Origin of the sequence: Pseudomonas sp. PDM21 (genome assembly GCF_014852505.2) — a bacterium.
Lineage (GTDB): Bacteria > Pseudomonadota > Gammaproteobacteria > Pseudomonadales > Pseudomonadaceae > Pseudomonas.
The window spans coordinates 785,472-809,435 of sequence record NZ_CM181223.1; the positions used below are offsets into that span (position 1 = coordinate 785,472).

General features: G+C 67.4%; 25 protein-coding genes. 15 read left to right on the forward strand and 10 right to left on the reverse strand.

Annotated features, from left to right (window positions below):
* Positions 1 to 6 precede the first annotated feature (6 nt).
* The 5 genes from IB275_RS03855 (at position 7) to IB275_RS03875 (ending at position 3,865) form a co-directional block, all read left to right on the forward strand.
* On the forward strand, positions 7 to 258 hold the full coding sequence (locus IB275_RS03855) for a type II toxin-antitoxin system HicA family toxin (RefSeq protein ID WP_192290438.1): 252 nt from the start codon (positions 7 to 9) through the stop codon (positions 256 to 258).
* Positions 255 to 596 (forward strand): type II toxin-antitoxin system HicB family antitoxin, encoded by a 342-nt coding sequence (locus IB275_RS03860; RefSeq protein ID WP_192290436.1) that lies wholly within the window; start codon positions 255 to 257, stop codon positions 594 to 596. Before IB275_RS03855 ends, IB275_RS03860 begins: the two co-directional genes overlap by 4 nt.
* Before the next feature lie 254 nt (positions 597 to 850).
* Positions 851 to 2,326 carry an AMP nucleosidase gene (gene amn, locus IB275_RS03865; RefSeq protein ID WP_138212040.1) on the forward strand — a complete coding sequence of 492 codons (1,476 nt, stop codon included), beginning with the start codon at positions 851 to 853 and terminating at the stop codon, positions 2,324 to 2,326.
* An 82-nt stretch (positions 2,327 to 2,408) separates the two neighbouring features.
* Complete coding sequence (gene deoC / locus IB275_RS03870; protein ID WP_192290434.1) at positions 2,409 to 3,185, forward strand: deoxyribose-phosphate aldolase; 777 nt, start codon at positions 2,409 to 2,411, stop codon at positions 3,183 to 3,185.
* A 116-nt stretch (positions 3,186 to 3,301) separates the two neighbouring features.
* Complete coding sequence (locus IB275_RS03875) at positions 3,302 to 3,865, forward strand: hypothetical protein (protein WP_192290432.1); 564 nt, start codon at positions 3,302 to 3,304, stop codon at positions 3,863 to 3,865.
* A 224-nt stretch (positions 3,866 to 4,089) separates the two neighbouring features.
* Here the strand turns inward: IB275_RS03875 and IB275_RS03880 are convergent, their stop codons facing one another.
* Positions 4,090 to 5,142 carry an MBL fold metallo-hydrolase gene (locus tag IB275_RS03880; protein WP_192290669.1) on the reverse strand — a complete coding sequence of 351 codons (1,053 nt, stop codon included), beginning with the start codon at positions 5,140 to 5,142 and terminating at the stop codon, positions 4,090 to 4,092.
* A gap of 141 nt (positions 5,143 to 5,283) precedes the next feature.
* On the opposite strand from IB275_RS03880, the gene IB275_RS03885 reads away from it, so the two are divergent.
* On the forward strand, positions 5,284 to 5,850 hold the full coding sequence (locus tag IB275_RS03885) for a pseudouridine synthase (RefSeq protein ID WP_192290667.1): 567 nt from the start codon (positions 5,284 to 5,286) through the stop codon (positions 5,848 to 5,850).
* Positions 5,851 to 5,871: 21 nt separating this feature from the next.
* On the opposite strand, the gene IB275_RS03890 is transcribed toward IB275_RS03885, so the two are convergent.
* Together IB275_RS03890 and IB275_RS03895 are read right to left on the reverse strand one after the other, a co-directional pair.
* Positions 5,872 to 6,075: a DUF2788 domain-containing protein gene (locus IB275_RS03890; RefSeq protein ID WP_015475469.1), complete on the reverse strand. Its 204-nt coding sequence runs from the start codon at positions 6,073 to 6,075 to the stop codon at positions 5,872 to 5,874.
* Positions 6,076 to 6,386: 311 nt separating this feature from the next.
* Positions 6,387 to 6,866 (reverse strand): Lrp/AsnC family transcriptional regulator, encoded by a 480-nt coding sequence (locus IB275_RS03895; RefSeq protein WP_017521771.1) that lies wholly within the window; start codon positions 6,864 to 6,866, stop codon positions 6,387 to 6,389.
* Positions 6,867 to 7,306: 440 nt separating this feature from the next.
* Between IB275_RS03895 and IB275_RS03900 the strand changes: the two genes are divergently transcribed.
* Entirely contained in the window at positions 7,307 to 8,509 is a 1,203-nt protein-coding gene (locus IB275_RS03900; RefSeq protein ID WP_225607855.1) for a DUF6515 family protein, read from the forward strand.
* A 6-nt stretch (positions 8,510 to 8,515) separates the two neighbouring features.
* Here the strand turns inward: IB275_RS03900 and IB275_RS03905 are convergent, their stop codons facing one another.
* The 3 genes from IB275_RS03905 to pmcY are packed head-to-tail and all read right to left on the reverse strand — an operon-like array spanning position 8,516 to position 10,342.
* Complete coding sequence (locus tag IB275_RS03905) at positions 8,516 to 9,412, reverse strand: cation diffusion facilitator family transporter (protein WP_192211179.1); 897 nt, start codon at positions 9,410 to 9,412, stop codon at positions 8,516 to 8,518.
* Positions 9,412 to 9,924 carry a DinB family protein gene (locus IB275_RS03910; protein WP_081517196.1) on the reverse strand — a complete coding sequence of 171 codons (513 nt, stop codon included), beginning with the start codon at positions 9,922 to 9,924 and terminating at the stop codon, positions 9,412 to 9,414. The genes IB275_RS03905 and IB275_RS03910 overlap by 1 nt, the downstream gene beginning before the upstream one ends.
* A 1-nt stretch (position 9,925) precedes the next feature.
* Positions 9,926 to 10,342, reverse strand: coding sequence for a periplasmic Zn2+ metallochaperone PmcY (gene pmcY / locus IB275_RS03915; RefSeq protein ID WP_192290430.1), 417 nt, complete (start codon positions 10,340 to 10,342; stop codon positions 9,926 to 9,928).
* A 193-nt stretch (positions 10,343 to 10,535) separates the two neighbouring features.
* Between pmcY and hrpB the strand changes: the two genes are divergently transcribed.
* Entirely contained in the window at positions 10,536 to 13,067 is a 2,532-nt protein-coding gene (gene hrpB, locus IB275_RS03920; protein WP_192290428.1) for an ATP-dependent helicase HrpB, read from the forward strand.
* A 125-nt stretch (positions 13,068 to 13,192) separates the two neighbouring features.
* Here the strand turns inward: hrpB and IB275_RS03925 are convergent, their stop codons facing one another.
* Positions 13,193 to 13,957 carry a substrate-binding periplasmic protein gene (locus IB275_RS03925; protein WP_192290426.1) on the reverse strand — a complete coding sequence of 255 codons (765 nt, stop codon included), beginning with the start codon at positions 13,955 to 13,957 and terminating at the stop codon, positions 13,193 to 13,195.
* 104 nt (positions 13,958 to 14,061) lie between these two features.
* Entirely contained in the window at positions 14,062 to 15,144 is a 1,083-nt protein-coding gene (locus tag IB275_RS03930; RefSeq protein ID WP_192290424.1) for an endonuclease/exonuclease/phosphatase family protein, read from the reverse strand.
* 142 nt (positions 15,145 to 15,286) lie between these two features.
* Here IB275_RS03930 and IB275_RS03935 point away from each other — a divergent pair, with 142 nt between their 5' ends.
* Positions 15,287 to 16,123, forward strand: coding sequence for an SDR family oxidoreductase (locus tag IB275_RS03935; protein ID WP_192290422.1), 837 nt, complete (start codon positions 15,287 to 15,289; stop codon positions 16,121 to 16,123).
* Between the two features lie 86 nt (positions 16,124 to 16,209).
* Here IB275_RS03935 and IB275_RS03940 read toward each other — a convergent pair whose 3' ends face one another.
* Together IB275_RS03940 and IB275_RS03945 are read right to left on the reverse strand one after the other, a co-directional pair.
* Entirely contained in the window at positions 16,210 to 16,641 is a 432-nt protein-coding gene (locus IB275_RS03940; protein ID WP_192290420.1) for a VOC family protein, read from the reverse strand.
* 102 nt (positions 16,642 to 16,743) lie between these two features.
* Positions 16,744 to 17,394, reverse strand: coding sequence for a YciC family protein (locus IB275_RS03945; protein ID WP_192290418.1), 651 nt, complete (start codon positions 17,392 to 17,394; stop codon positions 16,744 to 16,746).
* 157 nt (positions 17,395 to 17,551) lie between these two features.
* On the opposite strand from IB275_RS03945, the gene IB275_RS03950 reads away from it, so the two are divergent.
* From IB275_RS03950 to IB275_RS03975, 6 genes are all read left to right on the forward strand, one after another.
* A complete protein-coding gene (locus IB275_RS03950) occupies positions 17,552 to 18,301 on the forward strand; it encodes a DUF2076 domain-containing protein (RefSeq protein ID WP_192290416.1) in 750 nt (249 codons plus the stop codon).
* 93 nt (positions 18,302 to 18,394) lie between these two features.
* Positions 18,395 to 18,871 carry a LabA-like NYN domain-containing protein gene (locus IB275_RS03955; RefSeq protein WP_192290414.1) on the forward strand — a complete coding sequence of 159 codons (477 nt, stop codon included), beginning with the start codon at positions 18,395 to 18,397 and terminating at the stop codon, positions 18,869 to 18,871.
* 50 nt (positions 18,872 to 18,921) lie between these two features.
* On the forward strand, positions 18,922 to 20,304 hold the full coding sequence (gene rhlE1 / locus IB275_RS03960) for an RNA helicase RhlE1 (protein ID WP_192290412.1): 1,383 nt from the start codon (positions 18,922 to 18,924) through the stop codon (positions 20,302 to 20,304).
* A 169-nt stretch (positions 20,305 to 20,473) separates the two neighbouring features.
* The gene (locus IB275_RS03965; RefSeq protein ID WP_151189338.1) at positions 20,474 to 21,292 is read left to right on the forward strand and encodes a helix-turn-helix transcriptional regulator; all 819 of its coding nucleotides are present in this window, start codon (positions 20,474 to 20,476) and stop codon (positions 21,290 to 21,292) included.
* 300 nt (positions 21,293 to 21,592) lie between these two features.
* Complete coding sequence (locus IB275_RS03970) at positions 21,593 to 22,708, forward strand: ABC transporter ATP-binding protein (protein ID WP_192290410.1); 1,116 nt, start codon at positions 21,593 to 21,595, stop codon at positions 22,706 to 22,708.
* Between the two features lie 50 nt (positions 22,709 to 22,758).
* Complete coding sequence (locus tag IB275_RS03975) at positions 22,759 to 23,901, forward strand: ABC transporter substrate-binding protein (RefSeq protein ID WP_081517208.1); 1,143 nt, start codon at positions 22,759 to 22,761, stop codon at positions 23,899 to 23,901.
* The last annotated feature ends 63 nt before the right edge of the window (positions 23,902 to 23,964 follow it).

The following is a 23,964-nucleotide window of genomic DNA, read 5'->3' on the forward strand; positions in this document are numbered from 1 at the left end:
AGGGGAATGTCTCAGCATGAGAAGCTGCTGGCCAAACTGCTGAACAGGCAGGCTGTGTTCACCTGGCAGGAGTTGGTTGTACTGCTGTGCGGGCTGGGTTATCGCAAGCTCGAAGGCGATGGAAGCCGGGTCAAGTTCGACAACGGCGACCCTCGCGCGATGATCAACCTGCACAAACCTCATCCCGGCAACGAATTGAAGGCCTATGCCAAGCGCCAGGTGATCGAGCACCTGAAAAGCGGAGGACTGATCCGATGAACAATCTGCTGCAGCACCGGGGCTACTACGGGTCCATCGAGGCCAGCCCGGAAGACAACTGCCTGTTCGGCAAGCTGCTGTTCATCCGCGCGCTGGTCAATTACGAAGGCGAAACCGTCGCGGAGCTGGCCGGCTCGTTCAGGGCCGCGGTCGATGATTACCTGTCTGATTGTGCTGCCAGGGACGTCGAGCCGGAAATTCCCTGCAAGGGCTCCTTCAACGTCCGCGTAGGCCATGAACTGCACATGGCGGCGAGCATCGCCGCCATTCAGCAGAACATCACGCTGAACGACCTGACGCGCCGGGCGTTGAGTGAGTACATCGAGCAGCACGCCTGAGCGCGCGATCCGGGATGCCATCCTGCTCAAGCGGGTGGACAAGGCACTTCCAGCAGCCAGGGACGGCCCGACAAGCAATATACGAAAATGGAATGCAGTCGCTTCATTCCGGCTGTCATCCGCACTCGCGGTCGCGGATTCTGTCATAGGCTTTCCTCAACCCTTCCGCTCGTCCTGCCGGTTCGGAATCTGTCATCCCTTTCTGTGACGGAAGCAGGCAAGATGGAGCTGATCGTTCAGACAGGATGCCCACCATGAGTCTTACGACTGGCGACGAGTTCTTCGTCGCGCAGACGGCCGAAGAGGCCGTCGATCGACTGGCCGTGCTCCATGAGCGCGCCACCGGCGCCCTGAACCAGGCGCTCAAGCGGTACCTGAAGGACCGCGAAGTCCCCGACGCGCAGCAGCGCGAACAATTCCGCTACCCGCTGCTGCGGGTGACCTACCTGTGCCAGGGCGAAGTGCCCTCGACCACCCGCGCCTACGCCAAGGTCCAGGTGCCCGGCACCTACGCCGTGACCATCACCCAGCCCAAGGCTTTCCGCAAATACCTGCTGGAGCAGCTCCGCCCGCTGATGGAAGACTTCACCGTGCGCGTGGAAGTCGGCGTCAGCGCGCAGAACATTCCGTATCCCTACGTGGTGGAAGGCGGTGATGAACTGGGTGGCTCGGGCGTGACCGCCGCCGAGCTGGCGCGGGTGTTCCCCAGCACCGATCTGTCGGCCACTTCTGACGGTGTGGCGGACGGCCTGTACGAATGGGAGAACGCCGATCCGATGCCGCTGGCGCTGTTCGACGCCGCACGCACCGACTTTTCCCTGCGCCGCATGGTGCATTACACCGGCAGCGACTGGCGCCACGTGCAGCCGTGGATCCTGCTGACCAACTACCACCGCTACGTCGACCAGTTCATCCACCTGGGCCTGGAGCGCCTGCGCGACGACCCGCGCTTCGTGCGCATGGTGTTGCCGGGCAACGTGATCATCGAGCGTGGCACGGATGAGGGCGAGGCCAATGCCATCGTCGCCAGCGTCGAGTGGCACCGCTTCCAGATGCCCGCCTATCACCTGATCGCTGAGGACGGCGACGGCGTGACCTTGGTGAACATCGGCGTCGGCCCGTCCAACGCGAAGAACATCACCGACCACCTCGCCGTGCTGCGTCCGCACTGCTGGCTGATGGTCGGCCACTGTGGCGGCCTGCGGCAGTCGCAGACCATCGGCGACTACGTGCTGGCCCACGCCTACATGCGCCGCGATGGCATCCTCGACCGCGTGTTGCCGCCGCACATCCCGATCCCGGCATTGGCCGAGGTGCAGTTGGCGTTGCAGGAAGCTGCCGCGCTGGTGACTGGCGAGCGCGGCGACCAGCTCAAGCGTCGCCTGCGTACCGGCACCGTGCTCACCTACGACGACCGCAACTGGGAGCTGCACTGGGCCCAGGAGCGCCCGCTGATCAACCTGGCGCGGGCCATCGCGGTGGATATGGAAAGCGGCACTATCGCCGCTCAGGGTTACCGCCTGCGGGTGCCTTACGGCACGCTGCTGTGCGTGTCGGACAAGCCGCTGCACAGCGAGATCAAGCTGCCAGGCGCCGCCACGGCTTTCTACCAGCGCGCGGTGAGCCAGCACCTGTCCATCGGTGTTGCCGCCGTGGACCTGCTGCGCACCCAGCTCAACTCGCTGCACTCGCGCAAGCTGCGCAGCTTCGACGAGCCGCCGTTCCGCTGATCTGCGACAGGGCGCGGAGCGCCTGCCGGGGCGATGGTGGTTGCCCCGGCTGCCTGAAGAAAGCCGATGGAGAGTGTTGCCGATGACCGATCCTCGCAAGACCCCGGCGGGCCGTGTGCTCGCCCTGCTGGACCTGACTTCGCTGAATGCCGGCGATGACCTGCAAAGCACCGTGGACCTCTGCCGCCGCGCGCTGACGCCCTACGGCGAAGTGGCGGCGGTGTGCGTGTGGCCGAAGCTGGCGCACGTTGCCCGACGCACGCTCAATACGCTGGGTGGGCGCGATGTACGGGTCGCCAGCGTATGCAATTTTCCCGGCGGTGACGCGCCCCTGGCCGATGTGGTGGAGGAGGTGCGCAAGACTCTTGCCGAGGGCGCCGACGAGATCGACCTGGTCTACCCCTGGCGCAAGCTCAAGGCCGGCCAGGACACTGGCGCGGTCGAACTGATCCGCACCTGCAAGACGCTGTGCGGGCCGTACCACCGGCTCAAGGTGATCCTGGAAACCGGCGAGCTGGCCGACCCGGAGCTGATCCGCAAGGCCTGCCGCGAAGCCATTGCCGGCGGCGCCGACTTCCTCAAGACCAGCACCGGCAAGGCGACGGTGAACGCCACGCCCGAAGCCGTGCGGGTGATGCTCGAAACCATCGAGGAGGAGGGCGGCAAGGTCGGGCTGAAGGTCTCCGGTGGGCTGCGCACGCTGGCTGATGCGCAGGTTTACCAGAAGCTGGCGGAGGAGCGCTTCGGCGCGGGCTGGATCAAGCCGGAACATCTGCGTTTCGGTGCGTCTGCACTGCTCGATGACCTGCTGCGCGAGCTGAGCGGCGAGGCGAAGCCGATCTCCACGCGGGACTATTGATCGCGCCGCGTTGACGCCGCCTGAGGCGCGCCTAGAATGCTCGCCTTTCGCGCCACGGGGAACCGTGGCGCGTCCCTCCGGTCGGACCTTCGCCGACCATTTCCGCTGGTGATCCCATGCCGTTCCGCGCCCCCTCGCACCTCACCAACCCGCTGCGCCGTTTCGCCCGCCGACTGGTGGACAACGGCGTGCCCGAAGTCGCCGCGCCACTGCCGCTGCCCGACAGCATCACCGGCGAACCCTGGTTCTCCGTGGGCAAGGCAGTGGAAGGTCTGGGCGGGGCACGGGTGGATGGCTGGTGCCTGGAAGAGTGGCCGGGCCTTGCCTTGCGCGCCCGTTTCAGCGCCTGCTGGCGCGACGCCCAGGGCCGCTTGTGGAACGTGCTGCCGGGCGGCGATGCCATCGCCTTCCTGCCTGATCCGAAACGTCGCTACGAAGGTGTTCCGGTCGCCGAACAGCTTCACGCGCTGGAGCGTGACGAACTGCTGGAGGATTACCTCTGGCTCAGCCGTGAACTGAGCAAACCGCAGATGGACGACGAGCGCCGGGAAGTCCGCGACTCCATGCGCCAGCGCCTGGAAAGCTGGCTGGAGCTGGGCGGCCGCGGCGACAAGCCATGTCCGTGCAACAGCGGCAAGCGCTATCGCAACTGCTGCAGCAAGCGGGTACGGGAGAACTGATACCAACTCCTGTAGGAGCAACTGTCTTCTTCTGAGAGTCCGTGCCTGGGTTTTCCCTCTCCCCCGCCCTCTCCCTGAAGGGAGAGGGAGTAGATTGTGCCGGCTGACGCCATGGTTTCATCCTGCACCAAACGGTCCCCTCTCCCTTCAGGGAGAGGGCGGTGCCCCGTGCATGAGTTCATGTACAAGCGGGCCCTGCCCGCGATCGCGCGCAGGGCGCGCACCTACAGAGATGCATCCGGCATGGGTGGCACCAGCCACTGTTCCCCCGGCTTCGGAGCGCGGAAACGCTCCGCCGCAACACCACGTTGCTGCAGGGCGGCCGCCAGGTCGCTGACCGGGGTGAACTGGCCTTCGTCGCTCAGGCGGAAGGTGCCGAAATGGATCGCCATGCTGCACTGCGAGTCGAGGTGCTGGTGCGCCTGCACTGCGTCATCCGGGTTCATGTGGTGGTGGCGCATGAACCAGCGCGGCTCGTAGGCGCCGATGGGCAGGGCGGCGAAACGCATGGGGCCGAAGCGCTCGTGCATCAGGCCGAATTCTTCGCCCAGCCCGGTATCGCCGGGGAACAGCAGCGGGCCGTCCGGCGACTCCAGCACGAAGCCCATCCACAGCGTACGGTTGGTGTCGCGCCGCGAGCGCGCCGACCAGTGTTGCGCCGGCACTCCGGTGAGCAGCATGCCTTCGGGCATCGGCAGGCTCTGCCACCAGTCCAGCTCGGCGATGTCGGTGAAGCCGCAGGCGCGGATCAGCTCGCCATTGCCCAGCCCGGTCACCACCTTCGCCGACGGGAAGCGCCGCGCCAGTTCGCGCAGGCTGTGGATATCCAGGTGGTCGTAGTGGTTGTGGCTGACCAGGATCAGGTTGATCGGCGGCAGCTCGTCCAGCGCCAGGCCCGGCGGGTGTACGCGCTTGGGCCCGGCGAAGCTGAACGGGCTGGTGCGCTCGCACCAGAGGGGATCGGTAAGGATGTTCAGGCCGCGGTGCTGGATCAGCAGGGTGGCGTGGTTGATGTAGGTGACGCGCAGTTCGTCGCCTTCGACGCGGGCCGGCGTCTCCGGACGGTTATCCGGGCCGGGCTGGGCGATCCACTCCTGCTGGCGGCCGCGCTCGCGCTGCCATTTGAGGAAGGCGCGCAGGCCGTTGTGCGGTTGGCGGTCGAGGTTATGGAAGCGGGCGCCGTCGAAATGCGCCGTCTGCGGGCCGCGATAGCGGGCGCCGAGGCGACCGCTGAGGTTCTGCAAAGTGATCAGCCAGGTGGGGTGGCTCATGGGCATGCTCTTGCGGTGGGGGCTTTGCACAACCTAGCATGCCGGGCATTCCTCGCCCCCCCATCCTCGGTTACCAGTCTTTTCGCCATGCCCCGTCCTCCGCGTCCCGCCAATCGTCGTTCCGCCACCCGCCCCGCGCCTCGCCGCGTGGCCAAGGCGCCGCCGGCGCAACCCAGGCTGATTCTGCTGAACAAGCCGTTCGACGTGCTGACGCAGTTCAATGACAGCGAGGGTCGAGCGACGCTGAAGGATTTCGTCGACGTGCCGGGCATCTACCCGGCCGGCCGCCTGGACCGCGACAGCGAGGGCCTGCTGCTGCTGACCAACGACGGCCGCCTGCAGGCGCGCATCGCCGATCCGAAGCACAAGCTGCCGAAGACGTACTGGGTACAGGTGGAGGGCGAGCCGAGCGACGAGCAGCTCGACCAACTGCGCAAGGGCGTGCAGCTCAATGACGGCCCGACCTTGCCGGCCGAGGCCCGGCGGCTGGAGGAGCCGCAGCTGTGGGAGCGCAACCCGCCGGTGCGCTTCCGCAAGTCGATACCGACGGCCTGGCTGGAGTTGGTGATCCGCGAGGGGCGCAACCGCCAGGTGCGACGGATGACAGCGGCGGTCGGCCTGCCCACGCTGCGCCTGGTGCGCGTGCGCATCGGACCATGGCAGCTGGAGGGGCTGCAGCCGGGACAGTGGCGTGAAGTCAGCCCCGAGCTCTGAGACTCGGGGCAGGGCGCGGGGTCAGAAGCCGCCTTCGAGCCCGGCGACGACCACGGACTTGATCAGGAAGCCGAGTACGCCCAGGCCCAGTGCGAAGAACAGCACCATGGTGCCCATGCGGCCGGCCTTGGACTTCTTGGCGAGGTCCCAGACGATGAAGGCCATGAACAGGATCAGGCCGGTCACCAGGCCATACATCATCCAGTCTTCGAAACTTTCGTTCATTACAGCTCCTGCCCGGTGCGGAGGGTCTCCGAGGGACGCCGGGGCGCGGTGGTGGTGAAGAAGGCGCGCATTATACGCATGCGGCGCTTTGTCGTTCAGAGCCGTTCATAAACTGATCAGTTCCTGCTGCGGGACGGGCGGAACGCCCTGGAAATTCCCGCCGCACGCCGGTTGGCGCGGGAAATCTGCGGTATCGATTTCGTTTGGCGGGAACTGGGGTGCGATGCTGTGTCGCAGGGTGGCGTCGACCTTGCGGACAGACCTCGGGCATGGCCCGTCCCCGCTGGAGCACGCCATGCCCGTGGCAGCGATCAGACCCGCAGATGATCCAGCGGCAGCTCGGTGCTCGCCATCACGTTGCGCAGCACGAAGCTCGAGCGCACGCTGGTCACGCCTTCGATGCGGGTCAGGGTGCCGAGCAGGAAGTGCTGGTAGTGTTCCATGTCCGGCACCATCACCTTGAGCTGGTAGTCCGCGTCCATCCCGGTCACCAGGCTGCACTCCAGCACCTCGGGGCACTTGCCGATGATTTGCTGGAAGTGTTCGAAACGCTCCGGTGTGTGGCGGTCCATGCCGATCAGCACGAAGGCGGTGAGGCTCAGGCCGAGCTTCTTGCTGTCCAGCAGGGCGACCTGGCGGACGATGTAGCCGTCGTCCTCGAGCTGCTTGACCCGCCGCGAGCAGGGGGAAGGCGACAGGCCGATGCGTTCGGCCAGCTCCTGATTGGAGATGCGTGCGTCGCGTTGCAGTTCGGCAAGAATTCGCAGGTCGTAGCGGTCCAGCTTGTCCATGAAGGCCTCGTATTTCGATTGAATTGCGCTTGTTGAGTAATTTTTAGGTATTTGTTGCTCAGGTGGTGCCTGTATGAGCAATCTTAGCAATCATTTCCCCGCTCTGTCGCTTTACTATTTCTTCCAGATTCACAGCCCGGACATCACGTCCCCAGCGATCCGCCCAATCAGGCGCTTCGCGGCCCGCCGACCCAACAGGATCGCGCCGGCCACCGGGCTACGCACTGCCCAGAAGGCGGAGCGAGGTGAGCCGGCGCCAACAGCGACGAGCAGGACGAGATTCCGGAAGGGAGGCTGACGAGCCTCCCTTTTTTCTTGCCTGCGATTTGCCCCGCCATCTTTACCCTGACTTTACCCAGCGCCCCGCAATGGCAGCTTTGCGCCGTGGTCTATGGCTATGTCGCATCACGGTTTTCGGCCGTTGCCGAAGTGAGGAATCCATGAAGTCGGGCATCGGGCGGTTCGCCTCGTTCGCTGTGCTTTCTCTGGCTGTCGCGGTTCAGGCGCTGGCGGCCGAAGGTCCCGATATGCAGGGCCATCCGTCCGCGAACGGCACTGGCGGGCAGTCCCAGGGGCGTCCGCAGGGCAACAATGGCGGCCAGGAGCACGGGCGTCCGCAGGGCGGCAACGGCGGGCAGTGGCAAGGCCGCCCACAGGGCAGCAATGGTGACCGTGAGCACGGGCGTCCGCAGGGCAACAATGGCGGTCAGTGGCAGGGCCGTCCGCAGGGCAACAACGGCGGTCAGTGGCAGGGGCGTCCGCAGGGCAACAATGGCGGGCAGTGGCAGGGCCATCAGCAAGGCAACAATGGCGGTCAGTGGCAGGGCCGTCCGCAGGGCAACAACGGCGGTCAGTGGCAGGGCCATCCGCAGGGTAACAATGGCGATCAGTGGCAGGGCCGTCCGCAGGGCAATAACGGCGGTCAGTGGCAGGGGCGTCCGCAGGGCAACAACGGCGGGCAGTGGCAGGGACGTCCGCCGGGCGGCAACGGCGGCCAGTGGCAAGGTCGTCCGCAAGGCAATGACCACGGCCACGATCACGGCAGCCCCGGCTGGCAGGGCGGCAACCGTCCGCCATCGGCCGGCTGGCAGGGGCGCCCGCCGCCTTCCCACGGCAACTGGGGCCCGCATCCGTCCTACTGGCGGCCGGGCTATGTGGTCAACGCCATGCCGAGCGGGCATTACCGTGTGCCCTATCGCGGCAGCGACTACTACTTCAACGATGGCTACTGGTATCGTCCCTACGGCTCACGCTATGTGGTGGTGACGCCGCCCTACGGTGTGCGCGTGCGCTACCTGCCGTCCTACGCCGAGCAGGTGTGGATCGGCAGCATCGGCTACTTCCTCGCGGCCGGCACCTACTACCTGTGGCAAGCCGGCTCGCAGGATTACGAAGTGGTGGAGCCCCCGCAGCAGCAGGTGGCCAGCGTGGCGCAATCGGCTTATGACGTGATGGCTTACCCGATGTACAACCAGGGCCCGGACCAGCAGGCACGCGATCGCTATGAATGCCACCGTTGGGCCGCCGACCAGAGCGGCTTCGACCCGGCCCTGGCGAGCTATGCGCCGCCGACCTACGTCGCCGACAACTACCGCCGCGCCCTGGGCGCCTGTCTGAGCGGGCGCGGCTACAGCGTCAACTGATGTTCTCTAGCTGATGGTCTCTTTGCCTACCACTTCCTGCGGGTCGGCGTGCACCAGCACCTCGGCCCGCGGGAATTCCCTGTGGATCGCCAGCACCGCCTCGTCGCAAAGATGATGCGCCTTCGACAGTGACAGCTCGCCGGGCAGCTCCAGGTGCAGCTGGACGAACCAGTGCGTGCCGGAAATCCGCGTGCGCAGGTCGTGGGCGCCGAGCACGCCGGGTACTTCGCGCACCAGTTCGAGCATGCGCGTGCTGACGTCCGGCGGCAGCTCCTCGTCCATCAGCACCGCGACGGATTCGCGGGCGATCTGGAAGGAGCTCCAGAGGATGTAGAAGGCGATGCCCAGGCCGAAGATGGCGTCCATCTGCTGCCAGCCGAACTGTGCCAGGAGCAGCGCCACCAGGATGCTGCTGTTGAGCAGCAGGTCCGAGCGATAGTGCAGCGAATCCGCGCGGATGGCGTTGGAGCCGGTGATCTTCACCACGTAGCCCTGCACCAGCAACAGGCCGGCGGTGAGCGCCAGCGACAGGATCATCACGGCGACGCCCCAGCCCACGGCTTCCACCGGTTCCGGGTGTTGCAGGCGGTCGATGGCCTGAGTGCCGACCAACACGGCGCTGACCGCGATGAACAGCGCCTGGGCCAGCCCCGACAGCGATTCCGCCTTGCCGTGGCCGTAGCGGTGGTCGTCGTCCGCGGGGCGGATGGCGTAGTGCACCGCCAGCAGGTTGAGGAAGGATGCGGCGCCGTCGAGCAGCGAGTCGGTGAGGCCGGCCAGCAGGCTGACCGAGCCGCTGAGCCACCAGGCGATGGCCTTGGCGACTATCAGGGTGGTGGCGACGCCGAGCGACGCAAAGGTCGCCAGCCGCATCAGGTGGGCGTGGCTGGCGTGCTTGAGCATCAGGTGTCCAGGCGGTTGGGCAGGAAGTAGATGTAGTCCAGCAGCGGCGCCTTGTGGCCCAGCGCGGTGAGCGCGGCGCTCATCTGCCCGCGGTGGTGGGTGCCATGGTTGACCAGGTGCTGGACGATGTTCGCCAGGCTCTGGCGGTGTTCCTGCCCGGCCATGTTGCGGTAGTCCAGCTGGGTGCCGAGGGTGGCATCGCTCTGCTTGCTCAGCCACAGGCGCCAGGCGCCGACACCGTCACCCAGGAAGTCGGCGAGGCCGGCGCGGTCGGGCGCGGCCTCGGCGTCGAGGCGTTCGAACTGCCAGGGCTCTCGCTGCACACGGGCGAACCAGATGCGATCGACCACCGCGAGGTGGTTGAGGGTGCCGTGCAGGCTGCCGAAGAACAGCCCGCGCGGTGCGCGATAGGCCTCTTCATCCAGCGGCGCGACGGCCTCCAGGATGCGTTCGTAGGCCCACTGGTGGTACGCCAGGAGTTGCTGAAGGTGTGAAGCGAGAGCGCCGTGCATATCAGGCCTCCGGGCGCAGGCCCAGGCTGGCGAGTTGTTGGAGGTAGCCGCTGCGCTGGATCAGACGCGGATCGTCCAGGGGCAGGCTGCGGCCGGTTTCACGCTCGAGGATCGCCTTGAGTTTAGCCTTGTCCACGGTGCCGTCTTCGCTCACGGCATCCTTGAGCTTCTCCGGCGCGACCGAGTACTTCTCGTCGGGCAGGTAGATCGCGCCGGTGGCGAAGTCTACGCCGAAGGCGATCAGGCCCGGGATGATGTAGAACAACAGTCCGACGGCGTCCAGGGCAGCGACTGCCGGGTCGATCCGGCCGTCGATCTGGCCGCGGCGATCGGGATAGAACAGGGTGCCGCAGGCCGTCAGCTGGCTGAACAGGGCGGCGCTCAGAACTGCACAGGAGACTCGGGTGGCAAGACGCATGAAAAAACCTCCGGGAGGATGATGCGGACAACTATATCAACGAGCTTGCTGTCGCTGCTGGCAGATTCGCACTAGCCAGCGTTCTCGTTGCTTCTATGACTGCTGGGTTGGCACCGTGGTTCGCCCGCTATAATCGCCGCCCCCCGCGCAGTCCGGGTTACCGCCTTATGAAATTCGAGTTCCAGGAGCCGGCATGAACGCCCTTCCCATCGACAGCGTCCTTCCCGCCCTGCGCCAGGCCCTGGCCGGGCGCCACGAGGTGGTGCTGGAGGCGCCGCCCGGCGCCGGCAAGACCACCCGCGTGCCGCTGGCGTTGCTGGATGAGGCGTGGCTGGACGGCCAGTCGATCCTGATGCTGGAACCGCGCCGGCTGGCCGCCCGCGCCGCCGCTGAAAGATTGGCCGCGGAGCTGGGCGAGAAGGTCGGCGAGACCGTCGGCTACCGCATTCGCCTGGACAGCAAGGTCGGCCCCAGGACGCGTATCGAAGTGGTCACCGAGGGCATCCTCGCCCGCCGCCTGCAGGATGACCCGGCGCTGGAGGGCGTGGGGCTGGTGATCTTCGACGAATTCCACGAGCGCTCACTGGATGCCGATCTGGCGCTGGCGCTGACCCTCAATGGTCGCGCACTGCTACGCGACGAGCCACCGCTCAAGGTGCTGGTGATGTCGGCCACGCTGGAAGGCGAGCGCCTCTCCGCGCTGCTGGACGACGCGCCGGTGGTGCGCAGCGAGGGGCGCATGTTCCCTGTGGCTATTCGCTGGGGCCGGCCATGGCAGGCCGGCGAGTTCATCGAGCCGCGCGTGGTGCAGACGGTTCTGCAGGCGCTGGCCGACGAGCCCGGCAGCCTGCTGGTGTTCCTGCCCGGCCAGGCGGAGATTCGCCGCGTCGCCGAGCAGTTGGGCGAGGCCCTGGTCGGCCGCTCCGATGTCCTGCTCTGCCCGCTGCATGGCGAACTCGACCTCGACGCCCAGCGTGCTGCTATCGAGCCGGCGCCGGCGGGCAAGCGCAAGGTGGTGCTGGCGACCAACATCGCCGAGACCAGCCTGACCATCGACGGCGTGCGTGTCGTCGTGGACGCAGGGTTGGCGCGGGTGCCGCGATTTGATCCGGGCAGTGGCATGACCCGCCTGGAAACCCAGCGCGTCTCCCGCGCCTCCGCCACCCAGCGCGCTGGCCGTGCCGGGCGGCTGGAGCCGGGCGCCTGCTACCGCTTGTGGTCCGAGGCGCAGCACGATCAACTGCCGGCCTATGGCGCGGCGGAAATCCTCCAGGCCGATCTGGCCGGCCTCGCCCTGCAGCTGGCGCGCTGGGGTGTCGCCCCGCAGGAGCTGGCCTGGCTCGACCTGCCGCCCGCCGCCGCTTATGCGCAGGCCCAGGACCTGCTGGAGCGCCTCGGCGCGCTGGCTTCCCGCGCCGGTGGCGGCAGCCTCACGCCCCACGGTCAGGCCATGGCCGAAGTGCCGGCGCACCCGCGTATCGCCCACCTGCTGCTGCGTGGCCATGCGCTCGGGCTGGGGCAACTGGCTTGCGACCTGGCCGCTTTGCTCGGTGAGCGCGACATCCTGCGCGGCAACGACGCCGACCTGCATCACCGCATCGCCTTGCTGGCCGGCGAGCAGAACGGCCCGCGCGCCAGCCGGGGCGCGGTGCAGCGGGTGCGCCAGCTGGCGCGACAGTTCAGGGGCTACCTGCGCGGCCCGGCGCGCGAGCCGGTGGCCGACCCCGATCATCCGCGCTGGCTGGGCGGCCTGCTGGCCTTTGCCTACCCGGACCGCATCGCCCGCCAGCGACGTGTCGGTGGCGGCGAATATCGCCTGGCCAACGGCCGCGCGGCGCTGTTCGGCGAGCCGGATGCGCTGATGAAGGAAGCCTGGCTGGTGGTCGCCGATCTCGGCAGCCGCCAGGGCCAGCGCGAAGAGCGCATCTACCTGGCGGCGGCGCTGGAGCCGGGGCTGTTCGAGTCGATCCTTGCCGAACAGGTCAGTGTCCACGACGAGCTGGAGTGGGACGAGCGTGAAGGCGCGCTGCGCGCCGAGCGCCAGCGCAAGGTCGGTGAGCTGGTGCTGTCCACCGAGGCGCTGCCCAAACTCGACGCCGAGGCGCGCAGCCGCGCGCTGCTCGGGCTGGTGCGGCGCAAGGGGCTGGAGCTGCTGCCGTGGACGCCGGAGCTGCGCCAGTGGCAGGCGCGCATCTCCTTGCTGCGTCGGCTCGATCTGGAAGGCAAGGGCGAGAGCGAGTGGCCGGACGTCAGCGACGCCGCGCTGCTGGCTTCGCTGGAAGACTGGCTGCTGCCGTACCTGGGCAAGGTCTCGCGGCTGTCGCACTTCGCCAATCTGGAGCTGAGCGGGATGCTCCATGGGCTGCTGCCCTGGCCGCTGCCGCAACGGCTGGACGAGCTGGCGCCACGCGCGCTGCAGGTGCCGTCCGGCTCGAATATCCGCCTGGATTACAGCGAGTTTCCGCCGGTGCTCGCCGTTCGCCTGCAGGAGCTGTTCGGCCTGGCCGATACGCCGCGCATTGCCGGAGGACGGGTGGCGGTGAAGCTGCACCTGCTGTCGCCAGCACAGCGGCCGGTGCAGGTGACCCAGGACCTGGCCAACTTCTGGCGCAGCACCTATGCGGAAGTGAAGAAGGACCTGAAGGGGCGCTATCCGAAGCACTACTGGCCGGATGACCCGCTGATCGCCGAGCCGACGGCGCGGGCCAAGCCGCGCAAGGGGTAGGTCTGGCACAGACGTGATGTGCTCCCTGTAGGAGCGGGCCATGCCCGCGATCGCGCGCATGGCCCGCTCCTACAGGTCGTCTCCGTCGCTTGAGTACGCTCCTGCGCCATTCCCGCCTTACGGAGTCAGGGCAACTTCATCTCGTAACCCGCCGACTGCAGTTCGTCGTAGGCGTGGTCCAGCTGCGCGCGCAGGCCTTCGGCGTCGGGGGCGTGGCGGGAGACGATGAGCTTGGTCGGCACGCTGTACAGATTGTCGAAGGCCAGCGGCGCCATGTTCAGCTCGCGGCGCGCCTGTTCCACCGGGGTCTGGTAGTCGATGAGGTAATCACCGCGACCGCGTTCGAGCATCTGCAGGGCGGCGGTGTGGGTGCTGGTGCGGTGCACTTCCAGCTGCAGTTTCGGGTCGGCCAGCATCTCGGTGATCGGCCGCCAGTAGCTGTAGCCGCTGATCAGGATCACCCGACTGCCGCTCAAGCCCTCGGGCAGCTTCGGCGAGGTCCGCGTGGCCAGGCGATAGAGGTTCAGCTCGACATGCCCCAGCACGCGTTCGCACTCCAGTGTGCTGCCCAGCAGTTCCGGCTTGCCCGGCGCGCCGGCCCAGAGCTGCACGCTGCCGTCCTGCAGGCCCAGGTACAGGCGGGCGCTGGGCAAGGGGCGGAAATCGGCGCGATAACCGGCCTTGAGCAGGATGCGCCGGACCATCTCGGCGCCGCTGCCGCGAGTGCTGCCGTCCGGGGCGGTATAGGTGTAGGGCGGGAATTCGTAGTAGCCGACGGTCAGGGCCGGCAGCGGATGCGGTAGCCGGTCGGCCAGCGTGGGCCGGTCGACGGCGAAGGCGTTGAGGCAGAGCAGGGCGACGATCAGCCCGACGAGATGGCGAAAGTGCATGGATACCCGAAGTGCGTGTTGTCGTTGTTATGCAGTGCCGGCCGAGCATGGGGCCGCCGCGCCTCGCTTGTCCAGTCTGGCCCGGTGGCGATGTGCCGCGGCGCTCAGTGGGGCAGCAGGAAGCGCGCGGAGAGCGGCAAATGGTTGGAGATGCGCAGGGTATCGTGGCTGCGCACGCCGGCATCGAGGCGGTTCAGGCCGGGGCTGTGGAACAGGTAGTCGAGGGTGCGATCGGGCTTGTGCACGCGCGGGTCGTTGGGGAAGTGGGTGTACCACTTCTCCTGGTCGGCGCCGCTGGATTCCTCCACCGCCGGGACCACCGGGAAGCGCGCCGCCAGCAGGTTCAGCTCGCTGTTGGCGCGGTAGGGCGCGCGCAGCACTTCCGGCAGGTAGGGGTACTGGCCCAGCGGCAGCAGGCCGAGGTCGCCGCCCAGCAGCCAGGGGCGGCCGGCAGCCTGCAGGGTGTTCAGGTGGGCTTCGACGGCTTCGACCTGACGCTGCGGGGTGTCGTCGCCGTTGGGGCGCTCAAGGCGCGTGTTGATCACGCTGAGCTGGCCGCCGCCGCGGATCGGCAGGTCGCTCTGCAGCAACGCCGGTTGCGGGGCGAACAGGTGCAGCAGGGGGATGGACGAGCGTTGCGGCAGGGCGATGCGCTCGCCACGGGTGATCTGGAAGCGGCTGAAGGTCACCAGCTTGCGCCCGGCGCTGCCGAATACATGGGGGTTGGGATCGAAGCGCGCCTTCCAGTCGAAGGCAGCGGTGGAGCAGGGGTAGAGATCGGTCAGGCGGTCGCCGATCAGCGCCTGCTGGTCCTGCTTGCCGGTGGCGGCGGCGCCGTCGTCGACTTCCTGCAGCAGGACGATGTCCGGGGCTTCGTCGCGGATCACCCGCACTACTTCGTCGAGGCTGTAGGCGATGTCCTCGGGGCTGGGGCTGTCGTCGGGGCCGGTGGTATCGGGCAGGTCGTCCCAGAAGATGTAGCGCTTGCCGGCCAGGTACTGGACGTTCCAGGTCATCACCTTCAGCGCCTGCCCTGGCTGCAGTTGCGGCGCGGGCGCGCGGCACTGCGCGGCGACGGCCTCGCGCTCGGCGGGATGCCAGGCCAGCAGCCAGGCGGCAGCGGTGGCGGCGAGCAGCAGGGCGATGAACAGCACGAAGAGGAAGCGGCGGCGAAGCGAGAGGCTCATGGGTGACCAGGGACTATGCTTGTTGGGTCCAGAGGATAGTGTCTGTGTCCGCGCATTTCACCTGCGCATTTGCCGCGCGAAGCATCCTGCAACCTTGAGGCAGGCCGTACACCGCGCCCTGCGCCTGCTCCGGGAGGTCGCCATGCCACGCTCGTTGTTCTCGCACTCGGTGTACCGGCGCAAGGTGGTGCTGGTCAGCGGCGGCTGTTCCGGCATCGGTCGTGCGCTGGTGCTGCGCTTCGCCCGGGCCGGCGCGCACCCGGTGATCCTCGACCTCGACCAGGCGGCGCTGGACAGCCTGGTGCAGCACCTGCGCGAGCACCTGAACGTCGAAGCCCTCGGCCTGCGCTGCGACATCGCCGATGCTGAGGCGGTGGAGCGCGCGATGGCGCTCGCCGTCGAGCGCTTCGGCGGCATCGACGTGCTGGTGAACAACGCCGGTATCACTCACCGCAGCCTGTTCATCGAGACCGAGCTGGCGGTGTTCCGGCGGGTGATGGCGGTGAACTTCTATGGCGCGCTGCACTGTACTCAGTCGGCGCTGCCCAGCCTGCTGGCGCGGCATGGGCAGATCGTCGTGCTCAGTTCGCTGACCGGCTTCGCCCCGCTGCTCTACCGCAGCGCCTACAACGCCAGCAAGCATGCGCTGCACGGACTGTTCGACACCCTGCGCATGGAACTGGACGGCACCGGCGTGGCGATTACCCTGGCCTGCCCGGGCTTCACCGCCACCGACCTGCGCAAGAACGCCCTGGTGGGGGACGGCTCGGTAATCCGCCAGCCGGCCGTGGTGCTGGGCACGGAAGTGGCCTCGCCGCGCGACGTGGCCGAGGCGATCTACCAGGGTGCGCTACGCCGCCGGCGGTTGTTGGTGCTGTCCAACGTCAACTGGCGGGCGCGGCTGCTGGCGCGCTTCTTCCCGCGGCTGTTCGAGAAGCTGCTGGTGCCGAAGATGTCGGGGCTTAAGCCGGGGCATTGAGTGATTGCTTCAGATGCAAGCTCGAACAGTTAACGTAGGGCGGATAACGCCTACGGTGTTATCCGCCGCCCTCCGTGTGAGGCTCATCAGTGGGAGTGGGTCTCGAAACCGCCGCCCGCCAGCGCCATGTCCCAGAACGATGCCTCGATCTTGTGCCCGTCCAGGTCGCGGATGAAGCAGCCGTAGTAAGGGTCGCCATACAGCGGGCGCGGGCCGGGGGCGCCTTCGTCGGTGGCGCCGGCAGCTATCGCGGCGCGGTAGAAGGCGTCCACCTCGTCGCGGGAATTGGCCATGAAGCCGAAGTGCGTACCGTTGCCGACGCTGGCCGGGCGGCCGTCGATGGGGCTCTGCAGCCAGAACTCGGGAAACACCCGGCCGTAGGCCACGGCGCCGGGGTGCTCCATGATCGGCTGGCAGCCCAGGGTCGGCAGCACGGCGTCGTAGAATGCCTTGGCGCGCGGGTAGTCATTGGTGCCGATGGAAATGTGCGAAAGGCAGCTGGGCGGGAAGTCGCTCACGGCGAGTCTCCTTACTCCGGATTTTCGGGGGGTGGGAAGGAGACTCCAGCGTAGAACCCCGGCGCGCGATGCGCCGGAGGATTTGTTGCGAGTTGCTGCCGCTCAGGCCGCCTCGCGGCCGAGCAGGATGAAGATGCGGTAGGCGGCCACCGTCAGCAGCAGCTGGAAGAACCCGCTCAGCGAGTGCAGCACGACGCTGAGCACCGGCGCGTTCTGGCCCGCTTCGGTGATCCAGCCTTCGGCGATCCAGACCGGCGCGAGGATGGCCAGGGAGGTCATCAGTAGCAGGAAGAAGTGCCCGGTGGTCAGCGCGAAGCTCTCGCGCATCGCGTCGATGGGCGAGCGGCCGCGCTGCACCAGGAGGAATTCGGCGAAGGCCAGCTTGATCATCACGAAGATGCCCGGCAGCACCATCAGGTACAGGCCGATCACGATCAGCAGCGAAGTGATCGCCGAGAGCAGGGCGAAGGCCGGCCACAGCCGCAGCGCCGCGCTCCACAGTTCGCGCACGCTGCGCTGCACGCCTTCGCCGGTGTCGATCATGAACAGGATCAGGCTGGCGGTGTAGATCGGGTAGAACACCAGGCCCGCGGCCATGCCCCAGGGCGCGAAGTTCTGCGGGCCGGCGGCGACGTTGATCTGCTGCTGGACCAGTGTCTCGATGACGATCCAGGGCAGGCACAGCGGCACCAGGATGCCGAGGTGACGGGAGAAGAAGAACCAGGTGTCGCGGAGGATGGAAAGGGGATTCATCAGTAACCCGATACTGTCCGAGGGCTTCGACTCTAACTTAAGCAAACCCTCAGCTGAAGACGCCAGAATTCTGCGACCGGAACTTGTTTTTTTGCGAGCCGATCCAATGTTGCAAAGGCAATGTTCTGCCGAACCACCCGCTCACTCGAGGCCTGCCATGAATTCCGAAGAGCAATCCCTGATCGATGGTCTGTTCACCCGCCTGCGTGACGCGCAGGCACAGACCGCGCCACGCGACGCCGATGCCGAGGCGCAGATCAACCGGCACCTGGTGCAGCAGCCGGCCGCGCCCTACTACATGGCCCAGGCGATGCTGATCCAGGAAGCGGCGATCAAGCGCCTGGACCAGCGCGTCAAGGAACTGGAAGCGCAGCAGGCCAGGGCGCAGGAGCAGCGGCCGAGCAGCGGCGGCTTCCTTGCCGGATTGTTCGGCGGCGGCCAGAGCCCGCAACCTCGGCAGGATCAGGCGCAGCAGCGCCCAGACGGCTGGGGCCAGACACGCTTCTCGCAACCGGTCGGTGGTAACGCGGCTTACGCCAACAACCCCGGCGCCAGCAACCCGAACGACTTCAGGCCGGCCCAGCCTGCGCAAGCGGCGCCCCAGGGCGGCGGCTTCATGCGCGGCGCGCTGCAGACCGCTGCGGGCGTGGCCGGTGGCGTGATGGTGGCGGACCTGCTGACCAGCATGTTCCACCACAACCAGCCGCAGGAAATCGTCGAGGTGATCCAGGAGCAGCCAGTGCAACCGGAGCCGTCCAGCTTCGACGACGGGCGCGGCGATGACTCATCCCTGGGCGGTGACCGCTACGCCGACAACGGCTTCAACGATGCGAGTTACGACGACAGCGGCAGCTTCGGCGACGATTCGAGCTTCTTCGGTGACGACGACGGCGACCTGTTCAGCTGACCCGAATGCGGGGTCATCCCGCCCGCCGGGACTGGCGGGGGCGCGCCGCTGTGCCGATAATGCGCCCCCGCTGTTCGAGTCCCGGAGTCACCGTTGAAGACCATCGCCCTGTTCGCCGACGTGCAGAACCTCTACTACACCGTGCGTCAGGCCTACGGCTGCCACTTCAACTACGCCGCGCTGTGGGCCGAGCTGAGTGCCCAGGGCACCATCGTCCAGGCCTACGCCTACGCCATCGACCGTGGCGACGCCAGGCAGCAGCAGTTCCAGCAGATCCTGCGCAAGCTCGGCTTCACCGTGAAGCTCAAGCCCTACATCCAGCGCGCCGACGGCTCGGCCAAGGGTGACTGGGACGTCGGCATCACCATCGATATCCTCGACGCCGCGCCGAAGGTGGACGAGGTCGTGCTGGCCTCCGGCGACGGCGATTTCGACCTGCTGCTCGACCGCGTCCGTGCCGGTGGCACCGACGCCACCGCCTACGGCGTGCCGGGCCTCACCGCCCAGGCGCTGATCCGCGCGGCCACCCGCTACGTGCCCATCGAAGGCGCGCTGCTGCTGCGCTCCTGACCCTTGCGGCTACAATGCCGCCCATTCCGAATCGTTTCTGCGAGCGCTCCATGACCTTCGCCAATCTCGGCCTGATCGATCCCCTCCTGCACGCCCTCGACGGGCTCGGCTACCAGAACCCGACGGCGGTGCAGGCCCAGGCCATCCCGGCCGTGCTCAAGGGGCGCGACCTGCTGGCCGCCGCCCAGACCGGCACCGGCAAGACCGCCGGCTTCGCTTTGCCGCTGCTGCAGAAACTGCTGCAGGAAGGTCCGCAGGTGGCGGCCAACTCGATCCGCGCGCTGGTGCTGGTGCCGACCCGCGAGCTGGCCGAGCAGGTGCACGAGAGCTTCCGCGCCTATGGCCAGCACGTGCCGTTGCGCACTGCCGTGGCTTACGGCGGGGTCAGCATCAACCCGCAGATGATGAAGCTACGCAAGGGCGTCGACGTACTGGTGGCCACGCCCGGCCGCCTGCTCGACCTGTACCGGCAGAACGCCCTGAAATTCACCCAGCTGCAGGTGCTGGTGCTGGACGAAGCCGACCGCATGCTCGACCTCGGTTTCGCCCGCGAACTGGACGAGGTCTTCGCCGCGCTGCCCCGGCGCCGGCAGACCCTGTTGTTCTCCGCGACCTTCTCCGACGCCATCCGCCAGATGGCCCGCACCCTGCTGCGCGACCCGCTGACCATCGACGTGGCACCGCGCAACACGGCGGCGAAGACGGTGAAGCAGCACCTGCTCACCGTCGACAAGAAGCGCAAGGCCGAGCTGTTCCTGCACCTGCTGCGCGAACAGGGCTGGCGCCAGGCGCTGGTGTTCGCCAAGACCCGCAAGGGTGTGGACGAACTGGTCGACCTGCTGCAGCGCGAAGGCATCCGCGCCGACTCGATCCACGGCGACAAGCCGCAGCCCTCGCGCCTGCGCGCCCTGGCGCGGTTCAAGGCCGGCGAGGTGGACTTCCTCATCGCCACCGACGTCGCCGCGCGAGGCCTGGATATCGAGGAGATGCCGCTGGTGGTCAACTTCGACCTGCCCATCGTCCCCGAGGATTACGTGCACCGCATCGGCCGGACCGGCCGTGCCGGCGCCAGCGGGCAGGCGATCTCGCTGGTCTGCGCCGATGAAGTGCAGCAGCTGGCCGCCATCGAGACGCTGATCGGCCAGACCCTGCAGCGCCAGGAGGAAGACGGCTTCGAGGCGGAGCACCGGGTGCCCGTCACCGCTCCGGGTGGCCAGATCACGAAGAAGCCGAAGAAGCCCAAGCAACCCAAGGTGCCCGAAGGCAAGCCGGGCAAGGTGCACCTTGGCTCGTTGCTGGACGACAAGCCGCAGGTCAAGGCGGTGCGCAGGACGCCGGGCTTCGGCCTCGGCGGTAAACCGGCCGCTGGCAAACCTTCTTCCGGCAAATCGTCCGCTGGCAAGCCGAACGGCAAGGGCGCTCGCCGGCCCTGAGCCGATTCGGCGCGCCCCTGCTTCATCGCGGTGCGCGCCAGAGCCTGAATCAGCCGCTGTCTTCAGGCGCGGCGGGGTCTTGCGGGGTGTGGCGCAAAAGCTGCATTTCCGTGTGGAATCCCGAACGCCTATAGTGTGCCCATCGCGCACACAACAAGAACGACAGCCCATGCGCCACAAGGAACTCAAAGCCTGGACCGGCGGAGTCGCCCATCTGCTCCCGCTGGCCGCCGGTCGTCCGCGCCTGCTCGGTCTCAGCCAGTGGCTGCAGCAGGTCTGTGCGGTGGATAACTTCGTGCTCTTCGTCTACGAAGGCAACCACCGGCCGCTGGACCTGTTCGACACCTTCCCGGCCGACGTCCGCCACGTCTACGTCGAGGACTACCAGGTCGGACCCTACCTGCTCGATCCCTTCTACCTCGCCTGCACCCGCCACCAGGCGCCGGGGCTGTGGCGCCTGCGGCAGTTCGCGCCGGACCACTTCTACCTGGGCGAGTACTACCAGACGTATTACCAGCAGACCGGCCTGACCGAGGAGATCGCCTTCTTCATCGACCTCGCCGATGGCGCCACCGCCGTGCTCTCGCTGATGCGCAAGACCTCCAGTCCCGCCTACAGCCGCGACGAGATGCAACTGCTGGAGTGCGCGCGGCCGGTGGTCGAGCAGGTGGTGCGCGAGGCCTGGGAGCTGCGCCGCGCGCAACCGCGCCCGGCGCAGGACCTGGACTACCAGATCCGCGAGGCCTTCGACCAGTTCGGCGCCCAGTTGCTTACGCCCCGCGAGCAGGAGATCGTCCAGCTGCTGCTGCGCGGCCACTCCAGCGCCTCGGTGGCCGAACAGCTGGACATCAGCCCCGGCACGGTGAAGATCCACCGCAAGAACATCTACGCCAAGCTCGGCATCGGCAGCCAGTCGGAGCTGCTCGGGCTGTTCATTCGCGAACTGGCGGGGCGCGATGCGGCGGGTGGGATGCGTGAGGTTGGCTGAGCCACGCGGCTCGCTCCTACGGTCATGTAGGGCGAATAACGCGCCAGCGTTATCCGCCGTGCCGTCGCTGGCGGATAACCTGTTCCAGGTTATGCGCCCTACAGTCATCGGAAGCTCCGGGCGCCCATTGCAGGAGCGCGCCATGCCCGCGATCGCGCGCATGGCGCGCTCCTGCGGGGGAGAGTCAGCGCGCGCACCGGGCGATCCAATCCCGACATCTATCCCCCGAGGGATATATACACCCTGAAAGCCCCGTTGCTAGCGTGAGCCCCAACAAGAACAAAGCGGGAGCGCGCGGTGATGGAGAGCGGTCAGGACTTCGATATCGAATTCCGCAACGTGGTCAAGCGCTACGGCAGCGTGCCGGCGGTCAACGGGCTGAGCTTCAGGGTGAAGCGCGGCGCCTTCCATTCCTTCCTCGGCAGCTCCGGCTGCGGCAAGACCACCACCCTGCGGATGATCGCCGGCTTCGAGCAGCCCAGCGAAGGCGAGGTACTGCTGGCCGGCAAGGCAGTGGCCGGGGTGCCGGCGCACCAGCGTGCGGTGAACATGGTGTTCCAGCACTACGCGCTGTTCCCGCACCTGACGGTGGCCGAGAACATCGCCTACGGCCTGCGCTACCGCACGCCGCGCCCGGACCGCGCGCAGCAGCGCCGCATGGCCGACGAGGCGCTGGAGATGGTGCGCCTGTCCGGCTTCGGCACGCGCAAGCCCCACGAGCTTTCCGGCGGCCAGCAGCAGCGTGTGGCGCTGGCCCGCGCGCTGGTGAACAAGCCCACCGTGCTGTTGCTCGACGAGCCGCTCGCCGCTCTCGACCGCAAGTTGCGCAAGGAGATGCAGTCGGAGCTGCTGCGCCTGCAGCGCGAGGTCGGCATCACCTTCGTGCTGGTCACCCATGACCAGGAAGAAGCGCTGTCGATGAGCGACAGCATCAGCATCATGAAGGACGGCCTGATCATCCAGACCGCCACCCCCGAGGCGCTCTACGAAACCCCGGCGAGCCGCTACGTGGCCGACTTCATCGGCGAGTCCAACCTGTTTTCCGGCACCGTGCGCCGCCTCGACTCCGGTCGCGTGGTGCTGGGCACCCCGGCCGGGCTGGAACTGAGCAGCCCGCCGACGCCCACCGGCCCCGCGCTGGCGCCCCAGGCCGAGGGCTGCATCGCCGTGCGCCCGGAGCTGGTCGGCATCGCCGCCGCCGATTCGGAGCTGCAGCGAGAAGTGCGCCTGAAGGGTCGCGTCGAAGACCGCATCTACCTGGGCAACCTCACTGAATACCGCGTACGCACCGACGCCTTCGGCATCGTCTGCGTGCGCGTGCCGCGCAAGGCCGGCGGCGAGGCGGAAGCCTTCGAGCACGGCGCGCCGGTACAGGTCGGCTGGAACCAGGCCAGCGGCCTGGCCATGGCCCTTTGAGTTCGACGATCCAACCATAACGACAATCAGCAGACAGGCGGGGAGTGACGATGGACAAGAAGAGCTTCATCAAGACGATGCGCAGCTGGGAAAACGGCTCCATCACGCGGCGCGATTTCCTCGGCAAGACCGGCCTCGGGCTGGCGATGGCGGTGGTCGCCGCCAACACTCCCGGCCTGTTGAGCGGCAAGGCCTACGCGGCCGAAGGCAGCAACATCGGTGACCGCCTGGCCCTGGCCACCTGGCCGAACTACCACAGCCAGGAGAACTTCGATGCCTTCGCCAAGGCTACCGGCGCGCGGGTGCAGATGAATGTGTTCGGTTCCAACGAGGAGATGCTCGCCAAATTGCAGGCCGGCGGTAGCGGCTGGGACGTCTTCGTGCCGACCAACTACACCATCAGTACCTACGTGCAGCTCGGGCTGATCGAACCGCTGGACCTGTCGCGCATCCCCAACTTCGACCCCAAGGCCTTCGAGGAACGCTTCATGGCCCAGGGCACGGTGGACGGCAAGGTCTACGCGGTGCCGAAGAACTGGGGCACCACCGGCATCGTCTATGACGCCAGTCGTGTGAAGGGCAGCCCGGATTCCTGGAAGCAGTTCTGGGACCTGACATTGACCAGCGCTTCGGGCCGCACCATCGTCCATGACTACCAGCTCACAGCCATCGGCAACGCGCTCAAGTACTACGGCTACAGCTTCAACTCGCTGGACCCCAAGGAGCTGGCCGAGGCCGAGAAGCTGCTGATCCAGGCCAAGCCGCACCTGTTCGCGATCAACTCCGACATCCAGCCCTCGCTGCGCAACGGCGACGCCTGGATGGCCATGGCCTGGACCGGCGACGCCTCCCAGCTGCACCGCGACAACCCGGACATGACCTTCGTGCTGGGCAAGGAAGGCGGCGAGATCTGGAGCGACTTCTTCGCCATTCCCAAGAGCGCCGAGCACCGCGATGCCGCTTACGCGTTCATCAACTACCTGCTCGACCCGCAGCACAACAAGCTGGAGGTGCTCTCCCACGGCTACCCGAGCGGGGACAAGCGCGTCGATGCGCTGCTCTCCAAGGAGATGCTCGACGACCCGATCATGTACCCGGCGGCCGAGCGCCTGTCGCCGCTGGAGTTCGGCGCCGCGGCGACCCTCACCAGCCCGGCGCGCGCCGAACTGATGGCGCGGTTCAAGGCCGCCTGATCGGCAATTCTGGCGCTTGTGCGGAATGCGGCGGATAACGCTGGCGCGTTATTCGCCCTACCG